Below are 24,647 nucleotides of genomic sequence, written 5' to 3'. Positions count from 1 at the left end.
ATTTTAGAATCTGGTATCACAGAATTCAGATTTAACATTAGACTGTATAATTTTAGCCTCTTGACTACCTAGGTTAAGGATTTTGTACTCACTAACCGCTGCAGGAATTACGAATGTTTCAGCATAGTGAATTTCCATTGTTCGATTGTTAGTTACAACTTTAACTTTAGTGCCTTCCACTAAATTTAGAATATGACACTGATTATTCATTTGTACCGATATTTCGTTATCAAACTCAAACCTGTGTACTTCGTAAAAATGTTTTGGGTGTGTACTTAACTTCACGATTTTCCAATTTTCTCCAGTATTAATCACTTCCTGTTTAGAAATATAATCACTAACCACTGTGTCGCCTTGGCAATCCATATTTAAGTTAGCAACTCCTCTTTCTATATTAAGCGGTCTTGGTTTGCCATCTAAATCCATGCGCATCCAATCATACATCTTAAAAGTAAAAATATATGGGGTGCTACTAATTTCAAGGACGAGGTTTCCTGTTCCCGAGCAGTGAATAGTCCCGTTGGGTATAAGAAAAAGGTCATGCTTTTTGGCAGAGTGAATTTGTATATAATCTTCAACAGCCATTGGTTTTGCCTCTGAATTACTTTTTTCTAATGCTTTACGAAAGTCTTCTTTTTTTACACCTTCATTAAAACCAAGATATACTTCAGCACCAGGGTCTGCATCTAGAATATAATAGGTTTCATCCTGGGTAAAAGTTTCCCCAAAGTTATCTCTAATATAACCAAGCGTAGGGTGGCATTGTAGAGATAGGTTTTGTCCATTTATGGTATCTAAATAGTCAAAACGTATTGGGAATTCTGTTCCAAAGGTATCGGAGGCGGCTCCTAAAATAGCTTTATTATCTTGGAACATTAAAAAATCAAAAGAGACTTCTAATAAGTTACCATTTTTAGATAATACAATTCCATTTTCAGGAACGATGAGCTCAAAAGACCAAGCATAATTTGGGACATCTTGTGGAAGCCCTTTTATTTTGTTTTTCATCCAATTTCCTCCCCAAATCCCAGGTTCAAACCAAGGTCTTACTCTAAAGGCATTTGATGAAACTTCTTGTAACCCGTTTCTAAACGTCTCTCCTGAAGCCCAAGAAAATGAGCTTCCAAATTGGCCATCAACAATATAATCAATCTGGTTAAGTAATGCTTGTTTGTGCTTGTTTAAGGCTGGCCAGTCAATAAAATACATTCGTTTATATTGCTGTTTCTTATCTTTTACAAAGATGTTTCCTAAATTCAGTAACTGATGCGCTCTTGCACAAAATTGAATTTCATTTTTAGGCATATCCATATAAACGATTTTACCATCCCAACCGCTCAAAGCAGCACCTGGACCGTAAAGTATGTTTAAGACTCCATTTTCTGTTTGTATTTCGTTTAACTTTTCTAAATCAAAGAAATCGTTTAATTCACCTGTAAATATTTTTCCAAACACAGGGTCATCACCTCCTAAAAAAGGTGTAACCATTGTTTCAATGTCCTCCGAACTTTTGTAGGCTGATGTTGTTGAATAAATTATGTGGGTTACATTATTTTCATTTAATTGTTGAGTGATTTTTTTAATTAAATCATCCCAGTACGCTCCTAAATAACCATCTATGATTACACATCCTTCATTTGGGAATTCATCAACTAAACTATCTATTCCAGTGTGAATTACTCCTTTAGATACCTCGAAAGCAGGATATACTTCATAACTGTTATTTGCTTGAATGTCTTTTGTGTGTAGAGGCATAATATACTGCTCTGTCTTTCTTTTTGCACTCAATGTATTTTGGTTTTTGGTTAAATGAATTACGGCACCTAAAATAGCAGCTTTGGCTGTACCTTTTGTGATATGAATCTTGGGTGTATTAGAAAAGCATTTTTCAAAATTATCTTTAAATAAAAAATAACTTTTAGCAATACTTCCGCCTATAATGATAGCATCCGGGTTGAATTTTTTTGCGATAACACATAGTATTTCACCCAAATGTTGGCCATAGCTTTCAAAAATTTTATTTGCCTCTTGCGATGCACTTGCTTTTTCTGCAATTTCTTTTACGTTACTTATGGATTTATTAAAAACTTCAGAATAGGCATCTAAAAACCACTTGGTAGATATCCAATCTTCTACTTTTTTATTTTTGAAAGGTAAATTGTAAACATTGCCTTGATTTGGGATATTAGGATCATCTGTGACAACTTTACCGTTTCTGGTAAAACCAGAACCAATTCCGGTACCTAGTGTAACTCCTATTACCTTATGATTCATAAAATCATTGTTATAGGTTTCTCCTAAAACAAAACTATCTGCATCATTAAAAAAGGATATTTCATCTGGGTTTACTAAAATTCCTTTAAGGTTTGATTGTAAAAACAGCTTGATGTTTACACCAAAAAGACTGTCGTATTTATTGAGACCATAAATCTGCGAAATTCCATTATCGTAATCAAAAGGTCCTGGTATGGAAACGCCTAATCCATATACTGGTTTATGGAATTTAGCGACACATTCTGTTATGGATAATAACAGTTGATTCAATATGTTTTGGGCAGACATTTTACTATTTACGGGATGTCTTTCTAAAGTTTCTTCCAATAAACACGTTTCTTTAGTATCTACTATTCCAGTAGCAAAATGGGTTCCTCCTATATCAATTCCTAAATAATATCTTTTATTATTAATATTAGTAATCATATTTTGTTTTTTAATTTAGGGGCTTTACTTTAGCAGTTATAGGTAATTGTAAACTCTTAGATGATTGTGAAAGATATCCTTCACCAAGATAAAATTCCGTTTTTCGTTGCTTCCCATTTTCTAGTATTACCGTGATTGATTGGTTTTTAGAGTCAGCTATAATTTCATTATCCGTGGAATGATTTTTTTTAAAGACTTTGAGACTACCGTTGTTAACAGAGGCAGCATATAATTCTCCTGTTGAGGATCTTATTCTAACCAAAGCTCTAGCATCTCCACTCACAAAAAAATCAGAATCCTTTGAGCTTAATGGTATAAAATGACCTTGGCCATCACCCTTTAAAACCAAACCTAAGGAAGCATCATTTTGACCGTAACCAACTTCATTGGGATAAAAGTTTCCAACTAGGATTACGTCTAGGTTTCCATCTAAATCAATATCAGAAACCGTACTACCCATAATTGGTGCCCATTGCGCCTCTCTAGGTAATGCTTTTAATTTTAATTCTCCGTTCCCCAAATTTTCTAGGTAAGCACTTTCCAGATAGTTGGTTTGAAGTGTTATGGAATTCTTTTCCATAGTATCCGATAAGAGGTCTTCTATTTTTGCATTAGCGTACGCGCGATAATTTTTAAATTTAGTTTTAGTGAAAATCATATGATCTGCCAATAGGTCTCGAGACACAAAAGGATATGATTGCATTGTGCCATCAGCTTCCAAATAATATTGAGTGATTATTGGGTCTGTACGATTGTCTTTATCAAAATCGCCTAGAAATAACTGCATTGGATAATCAATGGATGCATAATAAGGGCTGTTTAATCCAATATTCCCTAGGATATAGTCTATATCACCATCATTATCAAAATCGCCGCCATTAATGCTATTCCACCAACCTGAAGAATTGGATAAAGACTCTTTTGAAAAAACACCTTTTTGGTTCATATAGATGGTAACAGGCATCCATTTTCCTACTACGATTAAATCCATCCATCCATCATTATTAACATCAGTCCAAAGTCCTCCAGAAACCATTCCTAATTTATTTTTACCTAACTTGGATTTGGCGACGTCTGTAAATTTTCCATTATTGTTTTCCAATAAGTAGCTTTTTGGTGAAATACCGTAACTTTCACGAATGACCATACCGCCTACAAAAAGATCTAAATCGCCATCTTTATCATAATCTGAAGCTATTACACAGCTACCACTAGTATTTATCATAGGTAAAGCCAAAGTATCCACTACAAAGTTGCCTTTACCATCGTTTTTATATAATCTATCCTGATAATAGCCTGACTTCATCAATGAAATCTCTGATCCACCACTTACCACATAAAGATCATTATCACCATCGTTATCAGCATCAAAAAATAAAGCGCCCATATCTTCTTTTTCAACATCATTAGTAGAAAGTTCTGTACTCTTAAAATCTCCATTTAAAGATTGTAGAAACAACTTACCTGAATACATGTGTGAACCTCCTATAAAAACATCATCTAATCCATCACCATTGATATCGGCGACTGCTATAGATGGGCCATTGTTCGAAAATTTATGAGGAATGAGCGGTTCTATATCAAAATCTGAAAATGGGACTTCTTGCTGTTGAAACGAAATAACATTGTTAACTTGCTTAAAGAGCTTTTCATCTTCATTATTGGGACGCTCATGGTCTGGATCAATAGCATCAAAATAGTTAAGACTTACTGTTGTATCAACAGAAAGATTAATATATAATTTGGTTTTTCTATCTGACCAAACTACCTTTAAACTGTCTATCTTTTTAATACTATCAAACGCAAAATATATATTACTTGAGATACTGGATTGAAATCCTCTGGTTGTGTAATTTTCGGCAAACTGAACTTTTTGGTTATTATAGACCCAAACTTTAGCACCTATCCCATCAGGATTAGCTGTGTTTCCTTCAAAATCAAGTCGTAGAAAGTGTTTTTTACCATTTGATGTTTCTGTAGAAGTATTTTTTAAAAGTGTTGATTTTTCATTGATGTTATTGGTGACAATATCTAAATCGCCATCGTTATCTAAATCGGCATACACAGCGCCATTTGAAAATCCAGGCGAAGAAGGTGTCCATTTGAGAGAAGTGTCTTCAAATTTTAAATCACCATTATTTTTATAAAAATAATTTTGCTGTGGTACTTCGGGTAGTTTGTTGACACTAACTAAATACAGACTATCGGCTTCTTCTTTAGTTCTAAACTTAAATTGTTTTCTTCTATAAACGATAAAATCCAAATCGGTCATATCTTTTAGATATCCGTTTGTAATGAATAAATCTTTTTTTCCATCCTGATCATAATCAGCCATAATACCACTCCAACTCCAATCGGTACTGCTAATACCCATTAATTGTCCTACTTCACTAAAAGGGACTTGACTTCCATTATTTAGCTGAAAAGTATTTCGCATATACTGTGGTTGATACCCTTTACTTTTGCTATATTCAAAAAGGTTATAATTAGGTTTGCTGAGCATTAATTTTCGTTCCCTATTTTTTGAAGGCAACATATCTAGAACCAAAATATCGGTAAATCCGTCATTGTTAATATCGGCAATATCATTACCCATACCATTATGACTTTGGTGTTTTAAAAAGTCTTTAGATTTATCCTTAAACGTTCCATCTCCTTGATTGATATACATAATATCGTTAGAAATAAAATCATTGGAAACATATATATCGGGATAACCGTCTTGATTTAAGTCGCTTATGCCAAGCCCAAGTCCAAACCCTTCAATAGTAATACCAGCGTCTTTAGAAACATTTGTGAATATTGGGTATCCTGATTCACTATTCCCTTCATTACGGTACAATTTGTCTGTATTTTTAGATTCTCCTTGAAGCTTTTTCGATACTGGATTATTCATTCCGGTAACTTGCTGCATATGGTTAAGTAAATACATATCTAAATCACCATCGAAGTCGTAATCAAAAAAGGCGGTTTGGGTAGAGTAAGAATCGTCAGCAAGCCCATAGTTTTGAGCCATTTCTGTGAATGTACCGTCACCTTTATTTATATACAACAGATTCTTTCGTGAGGTTGCATTTGAATATCCGGACTTACAGACATAAATATCCATCCATCCATCTGCATTGATATCTACCATTGTCACACCTGTTGACCATCCTTTAGATTGTACACCAGCGTATTGAGTGATATCTTTAAACTTAAGACCTCCCAAATTAAGATACAACTTGTTAGAGACTTGATTTCCTGTAAAAAAAAGATCTTCTAATCCATCATTATTAATATCACCAACCGAAACACCACCACCGTTGTAGTAATAGATGTAATTGAGAATATTAAGATCGTCATCTAACTTTAGGTTATTTGAAAAATCGATTCCTGATACTTCTGATGAAATAGGTTGAAAAAGATAATTTTCCTGTTTTTCAGGCTTGCAAGATGTTACTATTACAAACATTACTACTGAAGAACAAAATATTAATATCTTTTTTTTCATTGGTATCTATTCCTATTTAGTGTTTTACGCCCCAATTTTTATTTGGCTCTGGACCGAGTTTCAAAATTAGATCTCCTCCTTTTTGAAAAGCATCGTGAGTAAACCAAAATGTATTAAAAGGGGTACCATTCCATGTAGAACTTTGGATATATATATTCTCTTGGGAATTGTTTTTGGTTTTGATGGTAAACTCATTGCCTTCGTAATAAGTAGGGTTTAACTTGATTATAATTTCATCAAAAACAGGACTAGTAAGCTCATATTTTGGCGTAGCTGAATTATTTCCTTTAAGGCTGAATAAGCCCATAGACATTAAGGCACTTATACCGCTCATTTGTCCTTGATCCTCATCATGACCTCCATAACCTTGATCTACGGTAATAGCACCATATGCTTGCTCATTTACTCTGCGTACCCAATATTGGGATAGCCAGGGTTTTTCAACATGGTTGAATACATGTGCATTAGAACATCCTGGTTGATTGGCATAACTTACATAACCATTAGAGTATCCAAATACAAAATCGTTAGATGCAGCTTGCTCAAAAGCGTAATTTAATTTTTTACTCAACGTATCATTGCCTCCCATCAATGTAGATAACTCTGCAATACCATGAGATACAGACCAGGTTCCTTGCCAAGCGTTTGATTCTACCCAACCTTGTCCAGAAAGAGGATTAGTATGCAACCAATTACCTTCCTTGTCTTTGGGTAAAATTAACTTCTGTTCTGGGTGAAATAGTTTATTCCATCCTTTTGTTCTTTTAGAAAAATAATTGTAATCTTTTTTATTTTTGAGTTTTTTTGCCATTTGTGCTAATGACCAATCTTGAAAAGCCCATTCTAATGTTTTTCCTGCATTTCCAGGACAGTAGCCATTAGCGATGTAAAACTCAAGATTTTTCACATCTATGCTCATCATCCCTCCAGGCATATGGTTGCTTTTCATTACCTCAAAAGCATGTTTTGGGTTGGTTTTAGTCATTAAACCTTTCATGTAGGTACTTACAAGCATATTTGTTGCTGGATTCCCTGTCATAATATATGAATAGCCACCAGCAACAGCACCTCTCGGTAATAAGCCTCCATTATCTGCGTATTGTACTAATGATGATGAGAAATCATCTAATATTTCTGGCCATGCCAATCCCCAAATAACATTTAAGTTCCATTGGGTTAACCAAAGCGCATCAAAACTGTACATGTTAAACTTTGGATTACCATTTTGATCCTTAGGTACAGTTCTTACTTTTAAAGAACCTCTAGTAAAACTAGTGTTTACGAGTTCACCTTGGGTATAATCAGGATAATCTCCACTTACATCATTCAATATTCTTCTCCCCAATAAAACGTGCCATAAATCGGTATAGAACTTTATTCTTTGTTGTTCTGTACCTCCTTTAACTTCTATTTTTCCTAATTTTTCTTTCCATACCTTAAAAGAATCCTCTTTGTAACGGTCGAAGTCCCAATGTTTAGCTTCAGTTTGCAAATTTTTACGAGCATTCTCTATTGAGGTATAGGAAATGGCAATTTTCATTTGGATTTCATCACCAGGATGTACTGTATAGTTAGCCATTACGCCAGCAGTTGGAGCATCCCAATAGCTTTGGATTATTGGACCAAGTACAAAGGCATCCTGCCGTTTCATGGTGCCTGTTCCTTGTAATGAAGAAATATTTTTAAATTTCTTTTTATCAGACCAGCCATCCAAGCTTTCAAAGGGTTTATCAAACTGTATTACAAAGTGAATTTTCACTTTTTCTGGCCCTCCCCAAAATCGTCCTGCAGAATCAAAAGAACCTTCCAATTCGGTTTGGCTAACTTTTTTTACATCGGCATTAATCATGGTAGAGTTACCTAGATAACCTCCTAGATTAGTAAGAATTTGAGCTTTATTCTTTTTAGTATATTTAAAACGATAGATGGTTGCTCGTTTAGTGCTGGTTAACTCTGTCCAGACATCATGTTTATTCAAATATAAACGCTGATATCCTGGCATAGCAATTTCGTCATCATGGCTAAATCCTGATTTCCATGCTTGATCTCCAGCGGTAGGGTCTATGGTTCCAGAAGTGGGCATGACTTGTATTCCAGAAACACACCAGCCATGAATTTGTTCGAACCCTAGAACTTCTGTAGAATTGTAATTATAGCCACCCCCATATTGATTTTTATTTCTTGTAACAGGTGCCGCAGCTACCATTCCCATAGGATATGCTGCAGGAGTAAAAAAGAAATAGCGCCCCTTGGCAGATTCTACAAAAGGGTTGACATAGTTAATAGGTTGATTCGTGTCTAAAGGTGCTACAAACACCTCAATTTCTGATAACCCTAGGTTTAAGCCTTCGCCGTCTGTTGTATCAAACTTTACCCATTTTATTGTTTTAGATGGGAAAGTAACCTTTTTGGGTCCACCATTATTTGGAATTGTATTTACCCTAATGATTGACCCGTCACTAAACTTAAGAACTCCACCTGCTGTATGCTCCTCCAAACTAGGACGATCATAAAGTACAATTGAGTTTATAGTTCGTTCTTTGTTCCAGTCCAATTGAATCCAAGGCAATTTATTTGCCCCCCAAGCTTTTCGTTCACCTACACAAGCCCATTCACCTTTACCATCTAATCTTATAATTCCATCTACTACTTTTTCTCCTTCATTTCCATCTAAAGATGATGAGGTACTTATAATAGCTTCTTTAGCTATATTCTGAAATGCTAGTGTTGTGTTTGTGAATGTTATAATAAACAAAGCCGCTAAAGCGGCCCTAAAATTCCAATGTATATCACTAATACCCATACAAATATTATTTTATATTATTAATAGTCTAGATTTTGAGTTAAACTAGGATTTAAATCTCTTTCTCTTTGTGGTATCGGCAATAAATTATGCCTAGGTGTAGTAATAGATACATTTGGTTTGGCTAGAGAAACCTTTTCTTGTAATTTTCCAAAACGTACTAAATCAAACCAACGATGACCTTCCCAAGCAAGTTCTTTTCTTCGTTCATCTAAAATGGCGTCTTTAAAATCTTGATATCCCATTGTTGTGAGATTTGGTAGAACATTATTTTCTACACCATTTGAATATCTAGCACGTCTTCTAACGCGATTAATGGCCACTAACGCATCTGTACTAGAGCCATTATTTAATTCGTTTAAAACTTCTGCATACATTAACAAAATGTCTGCGAATCGTATTAATTGCAGATCGTTATTAGTGTTGTTGACTTCTGGTTCTGCTTGTTGATCCCAATACTTTACAACATATGGTCTTCCAAAATCAACAGTTTCTCCATCTATGACATCCTCGCTTAAAAAGGTAACTTCTTTTCTTCTATCTAAATCATCGAAAGAATCAAATAAGTTTTGTGTAGGCGTTTCAAAACCTTGCCCATTAGGTCTACCACCATACAAATTAGGAAGTGTTCTAAATACCAAGTGACCTCCTTCCCAGAGGGTAGTAAATAAATCTTCTCCTTCTAAAAAACTTATACTAAATAGAACTTCTTTACCATTATTATTACCAATTTTGAAAACATCTGCATAATCTTGCCACAAACCAAATGGACCGTTTATAATGTCTTCAAGTCTGGTCTGTGCTAGTGTTAAGTTTACACCTTGTTGAAGTGCTGCTTTAGCAGTGTATGCTTTCGCAGACCATGACGTGGGTCTCCCATTATCTACTCCTGTTTGCTCTGTGGGCAAACTGTTTTCGGCAATTACAAGATCTGATAAAATTTGGTTGTAGACCTCTTCTTCAGTTGATCTAGGTAAGTAGCTGTCTGTTGTAAATTCTGTTTGTGCCACTAATTGTAATGGTACTTCTCCGAAGAAACGCACGAGCTCAAAATATAAAAGACCTCTTAGGAAATAAGCCTCACCTAATAAATTGTCTTTTATATCTGCATTCATATCAATATCAGGAATATTAGCAATAGCTAGATTGGCTGCATTAATTCCTAAATATAGGTTAGACCATATTTGCAACGCTATATTACTTTGCGGGGTATGTGTCATTGTTGATAATTCAAAATATCCTCTACCAAAATCACCATCGCTTTCACCTTCATCAGACAACAAAGCATTTGCTGTCCAATAATTGGCAAAGTATATACCTTCGGCATTTAAAGCGCCATCAAAGTTTGCTCCAAGGTGACCATAAATTCCATTAATTGCTAGTCTAGCATCTTGTTCGGTTTGATAAAAGGTGTCTTCTGTAAAAAAGGTTTTTACTTCTTCATTTAAAGCTTCTTGACAGCCCAAACCCAATAATAAGACGACAAAACAAATGTTATATTTTAATACTGTTTTCATAGCTATAGCTTTTTAAAAGTTTACATTTAAGCCAAAGAGAAATGATTTTGTAGTAGGATACCCACCAAAATCAGCACCAGCACTTAGGTTGTTATTTTGTCCTCCATAGCTTACTTCTGGATCAACGCCATTATAATTAGTAAACGTTAATAGATTGGTGCCTGAGGCATAAATCCTTAATTTATTAATTTTTAGTTTAGATATGAACTTGCTCGGGATAGAATATCCTAAAGTTAGGGATTTTAACCTAAGATACGATCCGTCTTCTACATAGTTGTCTGCAAACCTAATAACACGAGGGCCATTAGAAGCTCTCACATGTGTATTACTTGGGTTGTTTGGTCTCCATCGGTTAGAAAATGCTTCTAAAAGTACATTTCCTCGTCCGTTTAAATTTTCAAGATTTACCCTGTTGAAGTTAGCAATTTCGTTTCCGTAGACTCCTTGGAAAAAGATGTTTAAATCAAAATTATTCCACTTAAATGTATTGTTTAAACCAAAAGTGTATTCAGGAATTGGATTTCCTATAACTGTTCTATCGTTATCCGCATCAATTACACCATCTCCATTTAAATCCTTGTACTTTCGTTCGCCTGGTGTAAAAGTATCTGTTGCGAATAATGGTGTCGTTGCTGGGGTGTCATCTAACTGAATAATTCCATCTGAAACGTAGCCGTAAAACGCACCTATTTCCCCTCCAATTTCTAACAATTGCCAGTTAGTAATTCCTAAAATCCCAAAACCTGAAGGAATATTATCTAAACCTGCTAAATCTATAACTTTATTTTTATTGTAAGCTCCAGTTACATTTAGATTCCATTTAAGGTCGCCCTTTAATAGTTCTGCATTAATGGCTAATTCGATTCCTTCATTTTGAACACTACCTGCATTCACAACACTTTGCAAATAGCCTGTTTGTGAAGGCACTTGTAAATTTAATAATAGGTCATTAGTGTTTTTTCTGTAAGCATCAATTGTTAACCCTAAACGGTTATTAAAAAAGCCAAGATCTAAACCAATATTAAATTGCTCTGTGCTTTCCCATTTAAGATCTCTATTAGCAGGAGTACTTGGTAGTAGTCCCACTACTTCATTATCATTAAAAGAATGATAAGTAGGTCTAAACGTGGATTGTGAAGAATAAGGAGCGATAGATTCATTACCATTAATTCCATACCCTAAACGCAATTTAGCATAGAGATTAGACTCTTTAAGAAAATCTTCTTCAGAAATATTCCAAGCAAATGCACCTGATGGGAAGAAACCAAACTTATTGCCATCTCCAAACTTTGACGAACCATCAAAACGTCCTGTAAGTGTAAATATATATTTATCACTTAAAATATAATTAAGGCGTCCAAAAAATGATATTAATCTAGATTCGATAATATTTGAACTAATTCCAGTATTTTCTCCTAGACCTAGATTATTAAAGTCAAAGTTTTCTGTAGGAAATCCTAATGCGTTTGCAGTTAATGATTCTAAAATAAAATCTTGCCATGAAGTTCCTAATAATGCATTAAATCGATGTTTATCATTAAATGTATTTGAATAGTTTAACGTAGATTCTACTAAATAACTTGTTGATGTATTCTTTGCTTGGGCAGCAAAAGCACCTGGTGTACCGCCAAAATCTAATTCTTTAGTGCGAAAAAGAAATTGCTCATTAATATTATAGTCGATTCCTAGAGTGGTCTTTAGCTTTAATTTATTTGCTATGTCCCAGTTTATATTAAGATTCTCTAACACTCTAGTTCCTCTACCTTCACTTAAATTAAGCCGTTGAAAAGCCACAGGACTAACAAAATCTGGTATCTGTTCTGATGAATTACTCACTTCGTTAACAAAAGTTCCATCTTCTTGCACAATAAAGTTACCTTTTACAAAATTTCCATCTGGGTCTAGTACTGGGAGTAATGGGTTAAACTGATACGCTCCAGTAATAATACTACTTGCCACTTCTAAACCTCCAGTAGTTTCTGTTCTAGCTGTGTTAAAATTTGTTCTACTTAAGGTCAAAGAGTTCTTTATGGTTAATTTGTTGTTTGCTTTAAAATCCAAATTTGCTCTTAAATTATAACGTTCAAAATCGGTTTCAATAACCACACCTTCTTGGTTTAAATAAGAACCAGAAATAGAATATTTTACGCCTTGATTACCTCCCTTAATAGACAACTCGTGATTTCTTGTAAAAGCTGTTCTAAAAATTTCATCTTGCCAATTAGTGCCTTCTCCAAATGAATTAGGGTTGTCGTATAATCTAGGGAGTCCAGATCCATTAAATCTAGCCTCATTGGCATAAAATGCAAATTGAGAAGCGTTGAGAACATCTAGCTTTTCAATAATTTTGTTTACACTAAAATAAGTATCGAAATTAATCTGTGCATCTCCATTAAAGCCTCTTTTTGTAGTTATTATAATGACCCCATTAGCTCCTCGTGAGCCATAAATAGCTGTTGCAGAAGCATCTTTTAAAACGTCTATTGATTCTATGTCGTTTGAACTTAAAGTAGAAAGCGCATTAATAGAAGGGCCTTCTGTTACACCTGAAGATAAATTATCACTATTATTATCCACAGGAAAACCATCAATTACATAAAGGGGTTCATTACTTGCGTTAATAGAACTACTCCCTCGAATTCTTACTGATGTAGATGCTCCAGGTTGTCCAGAAGTTTGCGTTAATAGTAATCCTGATACTCGTCCTTGAACAAAGGCATCTGGAGTCACAGATCTAACCGATTCTAAATCTTCAGCCTTAATCGTAGAGATTGAGCCTGTTAAATCTTTCTTTTTAGAGCTCCCATAACCAACTAGTACAATCTCATCTAGACTGTTGACATCTGTTTCTAAAGTTACATTTATTGTTTCTTGATCTTCTACAATAATTTCTTGAGACTCAAATCCTTGATAACTAAAAACTAAAGTTACGTCCTTATTGGGAACCCCAAGAGTATATTGCCCCTCAAAATTAGTTGAAGCGCCAATAGATTTACCTTTAACCAAAATATTTGCTCCTGGAAGTGGTAGACCATCACCTTTTGATGTTACAATTCCAGTGATTGTTCTATTTTGAGCAAAAATAATAAAACTGCTAAAAATCAAAAAGACAGTTATAATACTTTTTGTTCTATTTTTCATATTTATTTGCAGAGTTAGCTTAATTACAGTTCTCAATAACTTGAAAATCTACTCCAGTCCCTGGATCTTTTACTTCAATATCACCACTTACATTAGTAATATTGAAAGATATATTTGTGATATCTTGACTAGGTTGAGAATTAAAAAATTGTTGTGGCCAAATTGTGATTTCCCACAAGTTATCTCCTATATCTCGAAATTTAGTCAAATCATTAATCTGACAAACATCTACCATATCACCATCAATTATGGCCGAAGCACAAAGATAAACTTGATCTACGTCTAGTAATTCTGTAGGATTGCCCCCCGGCCCTCTAGTAGCGTCAAAACGGATATTTAATATATCACCAAAAGTAAAAACTTCTGGGCTGTAAGTTATTGAATTGGGGATAGGGCCGCATAAATTTATTAATGCATTAGTCCCTCCTGTAACTTCCATACAATCTGTAAAAAACACATCATGCCATCCATCTGCCGTATCAACTCCATAAGCAGTATTAGCTAGCGCGTATCCCAATTGGGTTTTTATATTATCTGAACCAACAGTTACACTAAATTGAACTTGCCCTGTAATGGTCTCATCTGATGCAACAGATAATTGTTGTTCAGATTTATAAACTACCCATTTCACTAATCCATAATTTTCTCCAATTCCAAGCTGATTTTTCATATCATCTGCCCAAGTCAAACCTAAATCTGAATTTGGTGCAATTTCATCTAGTGGAACCAAACTCATAGTTCCATTACCAACCGATGTAGTGTAGACGGCAACACCCGTTCCTTCAACATCCCATGTTGATGGAGCTAAAAAGCCAAATACAAGATTTTGAGAATCACCAATTTCTCCCAACAAATTCGCATCAATTGTAATATTTATGGTTTCACCTGTTGTTGCTGATGTTGGTTGAGAAACATTTGTAATTGTTATACACATCGTTAGTAATAAAAACATAGAAAACATTAATCCTCTAGCTATTATTTTTTTCTTCATTTTAATTCTTTTTATTATTAAAGGAATACCAAAGATGTGTTATGATTAATATTATTTTTTAATAAGTTTTTTAGTAATAGAACCTTTGTCAGACAATACTTTAACTATATAAAATCCATTAGAAAGATCATCTGTTGAGATTGTTTTAAAATTAGAACTAATTTCTTTTATTTTTTGTCCTGTAATCGAATAAAATTCAACTTTTTTAAGTGCCGTTTGCGAATCTATACTTAAAGTATTATTAAAAGGATTAGGATGAAAATGCGCATCAATAGAAGCTACCTCTTCAGTACTTAATGTAATTCCTTTAACTCCTGTAAATTCAAGATCCCAACGATCTGAATTTTCAAAATCATAATTACCGATTAAAACCCCATATCCCAATTCAGTTGTCACTGCAGCTGCTCCAACATTTATAGTAAGTGTAATACTCCCAGCAAGTTCCTCAGTATTAGCAACAGGTATTTTAGCGCCTTCAGATCTTAAAACCACCCATTTTACATCCCCTGGGGTATTACTTGCAAACCCAAATGCCGCATTACAAGATTCTTCCCAAGTTTGACCAGCAGTTGGAGGGTTTTGAGGACCAGGATCATCCATTGGAGGAAGCGCAAGAGTACCCATGCTTTGAACCATAGTAACATCACTTGTAAATTCATAGGTACCAGTTAAGTTACCGTTATTTTCAAGATCCCATGCTGCAGGTGCTAAAAAGGCAACATATAGCCATTGTCCCGCATCATCAACTTCTCCGAGAATTGTAGTGTTTATTGTAACATCAATAGTTGATCCTGCCGTAATATTTGGTGGTTCATTAATACTATTGATTGTTACACACATTGTCAATAACAAAAATGAAAACAATAGAAATACTTTTGCAACTCTTTGCTTTGTTAGTTTAAAAGTAATTTTTTTCATGTTAATTAAGTTTTAGTTTTATGTAATGAATATATATATGTATTTGAATCACATCCCAAAGGGGCTTTTATTTTTAGTTCTTTTCCGTTTGAAAGCACAGCCCCCTCAATACCTATACTGCTTCCTTCAGAAAAGTTAATCTTTGTTGGGTAGGTCTCATCATCAAAAGACCAATTACCATTTGCTTGACTTAGAATAAATGGCAACGTCAAGTCTGATATAATATAAGACGAAGGTTGTCCATTTTCGTAATTAAATTGTAATGAGAAAGATTGAAAATCTAAAAGACTTGTAATGTCAGTTCCGTTTTGTGTTACTTGGCTAATTTTCCATTCACCACTAATATCAACCACAAATTCAGTAAATGTTTCCGGATTTAGTTGGGGATCCTCCTCACAAGAGAAAAAAGAAATAATCAAAAAGAACATGATTAATCTTGCGTGTTTCATAGGATTAATTTTAATAAAAAGTTTGTTTAGTGAATATAACTTACATAAAAACAATATGTTCATATGTTCATACATTCACAAATGTAATTATAAAATACGAATCTCACAAAAAAAAAGTGTGTTTGTCGAAGAATTTTAAATTAAACAAGAAACTTATAAAGAATTTCTTAAAACCAACTATCCTCGAGGTAATCCCGATAGCTATCGGGACATTGATGTATTTCGCAGGTTTTATACCCAATCATGTTTAGTACAAGCTTTGGACTAAAAAGGTTAGAAGCCAAAACTCTGTATTTAGATTCCTCTTTCCATAGGAATGACAATTTCAATGAAAACCTCGACACAGAGCGAAAAGGAATTCTTTTCGATTAGAACTTATACTATAATTATTGAAAAAGCAATTTAACCTGTCGACATTGAATATTCTTTTAAAACAGAAAAGGAATAATAGATAGTAATTTAGTTACTTTTGAAACCTGACAAAAACTTTTGAATTAAAAAATTGAGCAATATTTACAAAAAAATTGAACGTGTTTTTATTATTTATTAATTTGTTTTAGGATGGCATACATAACAAAAAAAAATAGTTTTATAAAGAAAATTAGAATTCTACTTATCTGTGCAGGGTTATTAATTATATCATGTAATAAAATAAATAAGATAGATATTGAGGTTGGTGCTGATGAATATTTTGGCACTATGGATAAGTTAACGGAAATTATGGTGCATGATATTTTTTCTCCACCAGTTGCTAGCAGGGTTTATGTTTATCCAAATATCGGGGCATATGAAATTCTTACTCAAAAAAATGATTCATTTATCTCATTAAGTAAAAAAATTAAAACCTTAAAACCTATCCCTAAAATCCCAAAAGAAGTAAATGCAAAGGTAGCAGCACTGGTGGCATACATAGAAATTAGTAAAACACTTATTTTTTCAAAGGACAAAATCACTATTTACCGTGACAGTTTATATACGACATGGAAAGCTTTAAATAAGTCTCAGTTTAACAAATCGAAAACTTACGGGCTAAAAGTAGCTGAGCATATAAAGCGGTGGTTATATAATGACAACTATAGGGAAACTCGTACGATGCCTAAATATTCAATAAAGGTTAACGATTCCTCTAGATGGCAACCTACACCACCATCATATATGGAAGGAATAGAACCTCATTGGAATAAAATAAAGACACTTGCTTTAGATTCTGCATCGCAATTTAAACCTATGGCACATCCAAAATTTTCTTTGGACAAAAAAAGTGATTTTTATAATGAATTATTAGAGGTTTATACTATAAGCAATGGTATTCTAAAAAAAGGAGAGCATTCTGAAGAAAAAGAAATTGCTAAGTTTTGGGATTGTAATCCATACGTTTCTGTAACACGAGGGCATTTAATGTTTGCAACAAAAAAAATTACACCAGGCGCACATTGGATGGGAATAGCAAAAATTGCTTGTAAACAGAGTGAATATAATTTTGAAAACACGGTTTATGTTATGACTAAAACAGCGATTGGAATTTTCGATGCATTCATAAGTTGTTGGGATGAAAAATATCGCAGTAATCTCATTAGACCAGAAACTCTAATTAATAATCATATTGATGAGAATTGGAAACCTATTTTGCAAACCCCTCCGTTTCCTGAGTATACAAGTGGTCATTCTGTAGTATCAGGAACTGCGTCGGCTATATTAACATCAATATTTGGCGATAAGTTTTCTTTTGACGACGACACAGAAGTTCCTTACAAATTACCTATCAGGTCTTTTTCTTCTTTCAAAGAGGCAGCAGAAGAGGCTGCAATTAGCAGACTTTATGGAGGCATACATTATAAATCTGCGATTGATAAGGGTTTATCACAAGGAATGCATTTGGGCCATTATGTTATTAAAAGAATTGATATAAAAAAATAAGCTTTTACATTTTTATTAAAAGTGTTAATTTATTATTATACTAATAATTTTGTAACTTTGGAATATGTATGAACAAAAGAACATAAGTAATCATAACTTTCCTAGTGTTGACCAAGATAGCCCAATACCTTTACATGTACAAGTTGAGAAAATACTTAGAGATATGATTAATGACCCTGAATATCAAAACGGAAAGTTTCTTCCAAAAGAAGTAGAGTTTTCTAAAAGATTAGGTATTTCTCGTAATACGATAAGACAGGCAACCAATAGGCTAGTTCAAGAAAAATTATTAATACGAAAGAAGGGAGTGGGTACTAAAGTTGCGAAAAAACAGGTTGAAACAAAACTTTCAAATTGGGTGAGTTTTAGTCAAGAAATGCATGCTCAAGGAATTGACTTTAGGAACTACGAAATAAAAGTTTATAAAAGTAAGGCTGATAAAGAAATATCTGAACATCTTGAAATTAATGAAGGGCAAGAGGTTTATAAATTAGAGAGACTGAGAGGGCTAGATAAAGGTCCTTTTGTTTATTTTGTTAGTTATTTTCATCCAAGAATTGGTATCACAGGTAATGAAGATTTTAAACGTCACCTGTATGATATATTGGAAAATGATTATCACGCTATTCCTACACTTTCAAGCGAGCAAATAAAAGCAATTTTGGCAGATAAGTTTCTGTCAGAAAAGTTAGGAATTGATTTAAATTCTGCAATTCTTCAAAGAAAACGTGTGGTTTATGACCCCGGTAATAGACCTATTGAATACAATATTGGCTTTTATAGGGCTGATCAGTTTACCTATAGTATAGATATTAAACGATAGTTCTTTATTAAATGAATTACCTTCTAAATTTACATTATAATTTAAAAGACGGCTAATAGAAATGACCAAATTAGGACTGGGATTATATAAAAGCTTGTTAACTAAAAACAACTTCGAATTTGCGCGTCAAGCAGGTGCCACACATCTTGTTATTCAACTCGTCGATTATATAAAAGGAGGGGTAAACCCGTCACTTTCTCAAAATTATTTAAATGGATGGGGAGAGACAAAAAATCAAGAAAAACTTTGGGAATATGATGACCTATTTCGATTGAAAAAAGAAGTAGAATCTCATGGACTTACTTGGGAAGCCATCGAGAATTTTGATCCGTCACATTGGTTCGATATTTTATTAGATGGCCCAAAACGTGCTCAACAAATGAACGACCTAAAATACATGGTTGCGAATATTGGAAAAGCGGGTATTCCTATGATAGGTTATTACTTTAGTATTGCGGGTGTTTGGGGGTGGAGCAGTAAAGCTTTTGGACGTGGAAAACCTATGACAGTGGGGTTTAATGCAAATGAAGTGAATCTGGATACCCCAATAAAAAATGGCATGGTTTGGAATATGACTTATGATACTAATGCACCAGAAGGAAATTTACCAATAATTTCTAGAGTCGAAATGTGGGAACGCATCACTTGGTTTTTAGATGAAATTATGCCAGTTGCCGAAGAGCATGGCGTAAGAATGGTGGCGCATCCAGATGACCCACCAATGCCAGAATTGCGTAAATCGGCACGATTGTTTTACAGTATTGAAGAATACGAAAAATTACTCGCCATAAATAAAAGTCCGAATAATGGATTTGAATTTTGCATGGGAACGTTACAAGAAATGCCAGGAAGTGATGTGTTAAAATCTCTTGATAAGCATAGTTCCGAAGGCAACATAGGGTACATTCATTTTAGAAATGTAAAAGGAAAAGTACCTAACTATCGTGAGGTTTTTGTAGATGAAGGTGATTTAAACATGGTAGAAGCCATTAAGATTTTAAAGAAAAATGATTACCAAGGTATTTTAATTCCAGATCATAGTCCAGCAATGAGTTGCGATGCACCATGGCATGCAAGTATGGCTTATGCATTGGGTTACATGAAAGGCTTAATAGATGCTTTATGAATCAACAATGCACCATAAATGATACGCACACCCATAATGACATGAAGGTTGTTTTTATGGAGAATGAATTTCTCAAAATCGGAATATTGGCTGGTCGAGGGAGTGATATTTTTCAGTTTATTTATAAACCTGTGGGTGTTGATGTCATGCTGAGAATAGATAAAGACATTATCAATCCTAATCAAATATTCTCTCAAATGCGAGATACATCTTCCCAATTTGAAGATTACTATTATGGCGGATGGCAAGAAATACTTCCCAATAGTGCCCCCATTAATTATCGAGGTGTAAAATTAGGTCAACATGGAGAAGTATCTTTAATTCCGTGGGATTATAAAATAATTAATCAATCTGAAGATGAAGTTAGTGTGAAATTATGGGCACGCCCTTTACGATTCCCCATCTTGATTGAGAAAACGTTAACCTTAAAAAAAGGAAGTCCAAAATTATATATTGATGAAACACTTACCAACGAATCAGACACTCATCTACATTTAATGTGGGGACATCATATTGCTTTTGGCTTACCATTTTTAAAAGAAGGAGCAACCATAGAAACCAGTGCAACTCAATTTTTAGCAGAAGATGTCATGCCAGAAAACAGGGTGTTTATGCCCAATGAAATTCAAGATTGGCCAATAGTTAAAGGAATAAATGACAAAAAAATAGATGCCCAAAAAATTCTAAAAGCATCAGACAAAAAGTTTAGTGACTTAGCATATTTGAGTAATTTTAAGGAAGAAGCTTATTATTCGGTTAAGACCGATGTCATGTCATTCTCCATTAATTGGGACAAAGCTATTTTTAAATCATTGTGGTATTGGCAAGAACGCTATGCCACACAAGATGCTCCTTGGTGGGGCAAGACATATGCCACTGCTTTAGAGCCTTGGTCGTCTAAATGGGTACCAAACCCAGATATGAAACTTATGGAAGAAGAGTGGATAAAGCTACAACCTCGTCAAGTGATAAAAACAACATTAACAACAAATTGTTCGCATTAAATATGATATCTGAACGGACTGCAAAACCAATTTTTGATATCAAACCACAACATGGAGAAGGCCCTGTTTGGTGTCCCATCACACAAACATTTTATTGTGTCGACCTTTTAAAAGGCTCTTACTACAAAGTTGATTGGAAAACTGGAGCTTCCAAAGAATTTAACATGGGTCAAGAGCTTGGCGTCATGGGATTATGTGACAATGGGAAAGTGGTTGCCGGAGTACGAGATGGTTTTGGCTTTTTTGACGAGCAAACCAATGAGCTGAAAATAATAGAGAACTCCCCTGAATTAGAGGTGAAGGAAAGACGGATGAATGATGGTGCGATTGATCCTGCCGGACGTTTCTTTGCTGGAACTATGGAATATGATGGTGGTACTGACACTGGAAAATTATACCGATTGGATGCTGATAAGAGTTGGGAATGTTTAGAAGAAAACATCTTCATCACCAATGGTATGGGGTGGAGTCCAGATAAGAAAACCTATTACATGATTGATACGTTTAGAAATGTGATGTATGCCTATGATTATGATATTAAAAAGGGAGGGATTTCTAATCGCCGTAACCATATTGAATGGTCAAAAGAAGAGTATCCAGATGGCATGACCATGGATATAAATGGAGGATTTTGGGTTGCCATGTGGTTGGGGAGTAAAATTAGCCATTTTAATGCTTCAGGAACATGGGTGAAAGATATTGCTGTTCCAGCACTTTACACCACCAGTTGTTGTTTTGGAGGTAATGCCATGAAAACGTTATTAATCACTACCTCCAACCTCAATCTAACTGAAGAAGAAAAACAAGAAAATCCATTAGCAGGACGATGTTTTGCTATTGAAACGGATACCATAGGGCAAGTTGAACCAAGATATAAAGGATAATTATGGCAAATAAAAATGTAATAGTAACAGGAGCAGCCAAAGGCATAGGTAAAGCTTGTGTAGAATATTTTCTAAACAGTGGTGATCACGTCATTGCTTTAGATATTGATGAAACTGCCTTAAATAATTTAGAGAATATTGAAGGTAGATTACATATATATGATTGCGATGTTTCCAAAGAAACTATGGTTAAATCGTCTATCCAGAATGCCATAGCAACTTTAGGAGAAATCGATATTTTAATAAATAATGCTGGGATTCAACGTTATTCAACGATTACTGAAACCACCGAAGAAGAATGGGATTTAGTAATGAATGTCAATTTAAAAAGTGCATTTTTATGTTCTAAATATACTATCCCGTCTATGCAGAAAAAAGGTAAAGGTGTGGTTGTGAATGTATCTAGTGTTCAGGCATTTATTAGTCAGAAGAAAGTAGCACCATACACCACCTCAAAAACAGCCATGTTAGGATTAACCCGAAGTATTGCAGTTGATTATGCCCCAAAAATAAGATGTGTTGCGGTTTGTCCAGGGACGGTAGAAACACCAATGTTGCTAGAGACTTTGAAAGCAAGTGATGACCCTGATAAATTGTATCAAGAATGTGTGGACATGCATTTAAGCAAACGTATTTGCCCGCCAAGCGAAGTTGCTGCCTTAGTTGGGTTTTTAAGTAGTGATAATGCTGGGTCAATTACCGGACAAGCCTTTCGAGTTGATGGCGGCTTGGGTATTCATATTGCAGGAAATTAAAAAATTACTATACTTGGTATAAATAATCATATCAATTAACTGACTATGCTTTTTGGTTTAGTTTATGTATTCAACGTTGTAAATCCACCATCAATTGGGTAATAACTACCTGTTGTAAATGCTGCTTCATCAGAACATAGATAAGCAATCAAATTTGCTATTTCAATAGGTTTTCCCATTCTTCCAATAGGTTGTGTTTTAGACAAGGTGTCAAACATTTCAACTTCCCTTTCTGGATAGTTATTCTTTAAATAGTTATCTACAAATGAGGTGTGAATGCGCCCAGGTCCCACAGAGTTACATCTAATGTTTTCATTCACATAATCCTTGGCAACCGCCAAGGTCATAGAATAGATTGCTCCTTTACTCATGGTGTAAGAAAAACGGTCAGCTAATCCAACCACTGATGCTACCGATGCTACATTAACAATCGCGCCACCATCTGATTTTCTCATGTGTGGAATGCCAAAATGCAAACAGCTATATACTGTTTTTACATTCACATTAAACAATCTTTCCATATCTTCGGGAGTTGTTGTTTCAACATTTCCAATATGTGCAATTCCTGCATTATTAACTAAAATATCTAGACTTCCTGATTGTTCATTAATCTGCTGAAAAAGTTCACCAACAGCTTCATGTTGTGTTAAATCACAATAATGAAAAAAAGCTATACCATTAGAGTTTTTAATAGTATTCGCAGTGCTTTTGCCGTTTTCTTTGTCAATATCTAAAATATGAACAATAGCTCCTTGTTTTGCAAGTACCTTGCAAACACTTTCGCCAATACCTTTTCCGCCACCAGTAACTATAGCGACTTTATTTGTTAAATCTATCATTATATAAACTTTTGATGTTGAGAGCCAAGTCCTTCAATGGTTAAAACAACCTCATCTCCTCGTTTTAAGTATACCTGAGGATTCATTCCTAAACCGACTCCAGGAGGTGTACCAGTAGAGATTAAATCTCCTGCTTCTAGTTGCATAAATTGGGATAAATAATAGACAACATAGGCTGGTTTAAATACCATAAACTTGGTATTTCCTTGTTGCATTTTTTGTCCGTTAACACTTAATTCCATGCTTAAATTTAAAACGTCGGCAATATCTTCTTTTAAAACCAAATATGGCCCAACTGGACTAAACCCTGGACAGGACTTTCCCTTAACCCATTGCCCTTCTTTTTCTAATTGAAATTCGCGTTCGGACACATCATGTACTAATGTGTAGCCAGCAATGTGCTCATTTCCTTCGGCTTCATTTTTTAATTGATAAGAATCATGATTGACTATAATTCCTAATTCAACTTCCCAGTCGGTTTTTATGCTGCTAGGCGGAATTACTATATCATCATTAGGACCAGATAAGGTATTAGTTGCTTTCATAAATAGCACGGGTTCTTTAGGTAATTCCATCCCTGATTCTTCTGCATGATCGGAATAATTTAAACCAATACACATAATCATTCCAGGTCTAGCAATTGGGCTCCCCAAACGAATAGAATTATCTACTTCTGGTAATGAGTTTCTATCACTTTCTAAAAATGCTTTTAGTTTATCTAGTCCGCCATTATTGAAAAAATCTCGATTCCAATCATTAAAATGAGCTGAACAATCTAATCGTTTTCCATTAAGTTCTACTCCTGGTTTTTCTGAATCTTTTGCTCCAAATCTTATTAATTTCATGTGTGTCTATATATTTATTTTTTTATTAAAGATAATGTTGATTCAAAATTTCGCTTTGGCTGTCCTTAATGGTGTATTGCATGTTTGACTGCCCATAACAAACCAGAAATCGTGAATCAAAATATTGTCTAAAGTTAAAATTCATGTGTTTTTCAATATGTTCACACATTCATACAAATATAATTAATATTTCATAAAAGACATTTTATTGAATATGACTACCAGCAGATAAGCATTTAAAATGCTATTGACTTTTTAAATGAAATAGGAATAAATTCAAAATAAAAAAAGAAAAGACCCAAACACAAAATGTACTTGAGTCTGGTTTAGTAACGGGAACTGGACACGAACCGGTGGCCTTCGGGTTATGAGATAAAACCTTCAATTAGTTATTTAAATCACTTATAAACCAAGAAATATTAATAGTTGAACAAAATAATAG

Annotated in this window: 16 protein-coding genes; 6 read left to right on the top strand and 10 right to left on the bottom strand. The window is 34.2% G+C overall.

From position 1 onward, the window contains the following. Window positions 1-3 precede the first annotated feature (3 nt). From AAC024_RS01940 to AAC024_RS01905, 8 genes are read right to left on the bottom strand one after another with little or no spacing between them, the layout of a single operon-like run. Window positions 4-2,700: an ROK family protein gene (locus tag AAC024_RS01940; protein ID WP_339893491.1), complete on the bottom strand. Its 2,697-nt coding sequence runs from the start codon at window positions 2,698-2,700 to the stop codon at window positions 4-6. A gap of 10 nt (window positions 2,701-2,710) precedes the next feature. After that, the gene (locus AAC024_RS01935; RefSeq protein WP_339893490.1) at window positions 2,711-6,193 is read right to left on the bottom strand and encodes a VCBS repeat-containing protein; all 3,483 of its coding nucleotides are present in this window, start codon (window positions 6,191-6,193) and stop codon (window positions 2,711-2,713) included. A 16-nt stretch (window positions 6,194-6,209) separates the two neighbouring features. Beyond that, on the bottom strand, window positions 6,210-8,996 hold the full coding sequence (locus AAC024_RS01930; RefSeq protein WP_339893489.1) for a GH92 family glycosyl hydrolase: 2,787 nt from the start codon (window positions 8,994-8,996) through the stop codon (window positions 6,210-6,212). Between the two features lie 20 nt (window positions 8,997-9,016). Next, window positions 9,017-10,513, bottom strand: coding sequence for a RagB/SusD family nutrient uptake outer membrane protein (locus tag AAC024_RS01925; protein ID WP_339893488.1), 1,497 nt, complete (start codon window positions 10,511-10,513; stop codon window positions 9,017-9,019). 12 nt (window positions 10,514-10,525) lie between these two features. Next, window positions 10,526-13,654 (bottom strand): TonB-dependent receptor, encoded by a 3,129-nt coding sequence (locus AAC024_RS01920; protein WP_339893487.1) that lies wholly within the window; start codon window positions 13,652-13,654, stop codon window positions 10,526-10,528. A gap of 19 nt (window positions 13,655-13,673) precedes the next feature. Continuing rightward, window positions 13,674-14,645: a DUF4961 domain-containing protein gene (locus tag AAC024_RS01915; RefSeq protein WP_339893486.1), complete on the bottom strand. Its 972-nt coding sequence runs from the start codon at window positions 14,643-14,645 to the stop codon at window positions 13,674-13,676. Window positions 14,646-14,696: 51 nt separating this feature from the next. Continuing rightward, entirely contained in the window at window positions 14,697-15,563 is an 867-nt protein-coding gene (locus AAC024_RS01910) for a DUF4961 domain-containing protein (RefSeq protein WP_339893485.1), read from the bottom strand. Window positions 15,564-15,568: 5 nt separating this feature from the next. Continuing rightward, window positions 15,569-16,012: a DUF5004 domain-containing protein gene (locus AAC024_RS01905; RefSeq protein ID WP_339893484.1), complete on the bottom strand. Its 444-nt coding sequence runs from the start codon at window positions 16,010-16,012 to the stop codon at window positions 15,569-15,571. Between the two features lie 561 nt (window positions 16,013-16,573). Here AAC024_RS01905 and AAC024_RS01900 point away from each other — a divergent pair. The 6 genes from AAC024_RS01900 (at window position 16,574) to AAC024_RS01875 (ending at window position 22,521) form a co-directional block, all read left to right on the top strand. Beyond that, window positions 16,574-17,929, top strand: a complete 1,356-nt coding sequence (locus AAC024_RS01900) for a vanadium-dependent haloperoxidase (RefSeq protein WP_339893483.1) — start codon at window positions 16,574-16,576, stop codon at window positions 17,927-17,929. 64 nt (window positions 17,930-17,993) lie between these two features. Next, window positions 17,994-18,752: a GntR family transcriptional regulator gene (locus AAC024_RS01895; protein ID WP_339893482.1), complete on the top strand. Its 759-nt coding sequence runs from the start codon at window positions 17,994-17,996 to the stop codon at window positions 18,750-18,752. Between the two features lie 61 nt (window positions 18,753-18,813). After that, the gene (locus tag AAC024_RS01890) at window positions 18,814-19,878 is read left to right on the top strand and encodes a mannonate dehydratase (protein WP_339893481.1); all 1,065 of its coding nucleotides are present in this window, start codon (window positions 18,814-18,816) and stop codon (window positions 19,876-19,878) included. Further along, window positions 19,875-20,882: a DUF4432 family protein gene (locus tag AAC024_RS01885; RefSeq protein WP_339893480.1), complete on the top strand. Its 1,008-nt coding sequence runs from the start codon at window positions 19,875-19,877 to the stop codon at window positions 20,880-20,882. Before AAC024_RS01890 ends, AAC024_RS01885 begins: the two co-directional genes overlap by 4 nt. Further along, the gene (locus AAC024_RS01880) at window positions 20,780-21,766 is read left to right on the top strand and encodes an SMP-30/gluconolactonase/LRE family protein (RefSeq protein WP_339893479.1); all 987 of its coding nucleotides are present in this window, start codon (window positions 20,780-20,782) and stop codon (window positions 21,764-21,766) included. The genes AAC024_RS01885 and AAC024_RS01880 overlap by 103 nt, the downstream gene beginning before the upstream one ends. Window positions 21,767-21,768: 2 nt before the next feature. Then, window positions 21,769-22,521: an SDR family oxidoreductase gene (locus tag AAC024_RS01875; protein ID WP_339893478.1), complete on the top strand. Its 753-nt coding sequence runs from the start codon at window positions 21,769-21,771 to the stop codon at window positions 22,519-22,521. A 62-nt stretch (window positions 22,522-22,583) separates the two neighbouring features. Here the strand turns inward: AAC024_RS01875 and AAC024_RS01870 are convergent, their stop codons facing one another. Both AAC024_RS01870 and AAC024_RS01865 read right to left on the bottom strand, forming a co-directional pair. Then, the gene (locus AAC024_RS01870) at window positions 22,584-23,360 is read right to left on the bottom strand and encodes a glucose 1-dehydrogenase (RefSeq protein ID WP_339893477.1); all 777 of its coding nucleotides are present in this window, start codon (window positions 23,358-23,360) and stop codon (window positions 22,584-22,586) included. Continuing rightward, window positions 23,360-24,205 (bottom strand): fumarylacetoacetate hydrolase family protein, encoded by an 846-nt coding sequence (locus tag AAC024_RS01865; protein ID WP_339893476.1) that lies wholly within the window; start codon window positions 24,203-24,205, stop codon window positions 23,360-23,362. The genes AAC024_RS01870 and AAC024_RS01865 overlap by 1 nt, the downstream gene beginning before the upstream one ends. Window positions 24,206-24,647 lie beyond the last annotated feature (442 nt).

The organism is uncultured Algibacter sp., from assembly GCF_963976535.1.
Classification (GTDB): Bacteria; Bacteroidota; Bacteroidia; order Flavobacteriales; family Flavobacteriaceae; genus Algibacter_B.
Note: the sequence above shows the minus strand (reverse complement) of the source record. Positions and strands in the feature narration are given on the sequence as shown.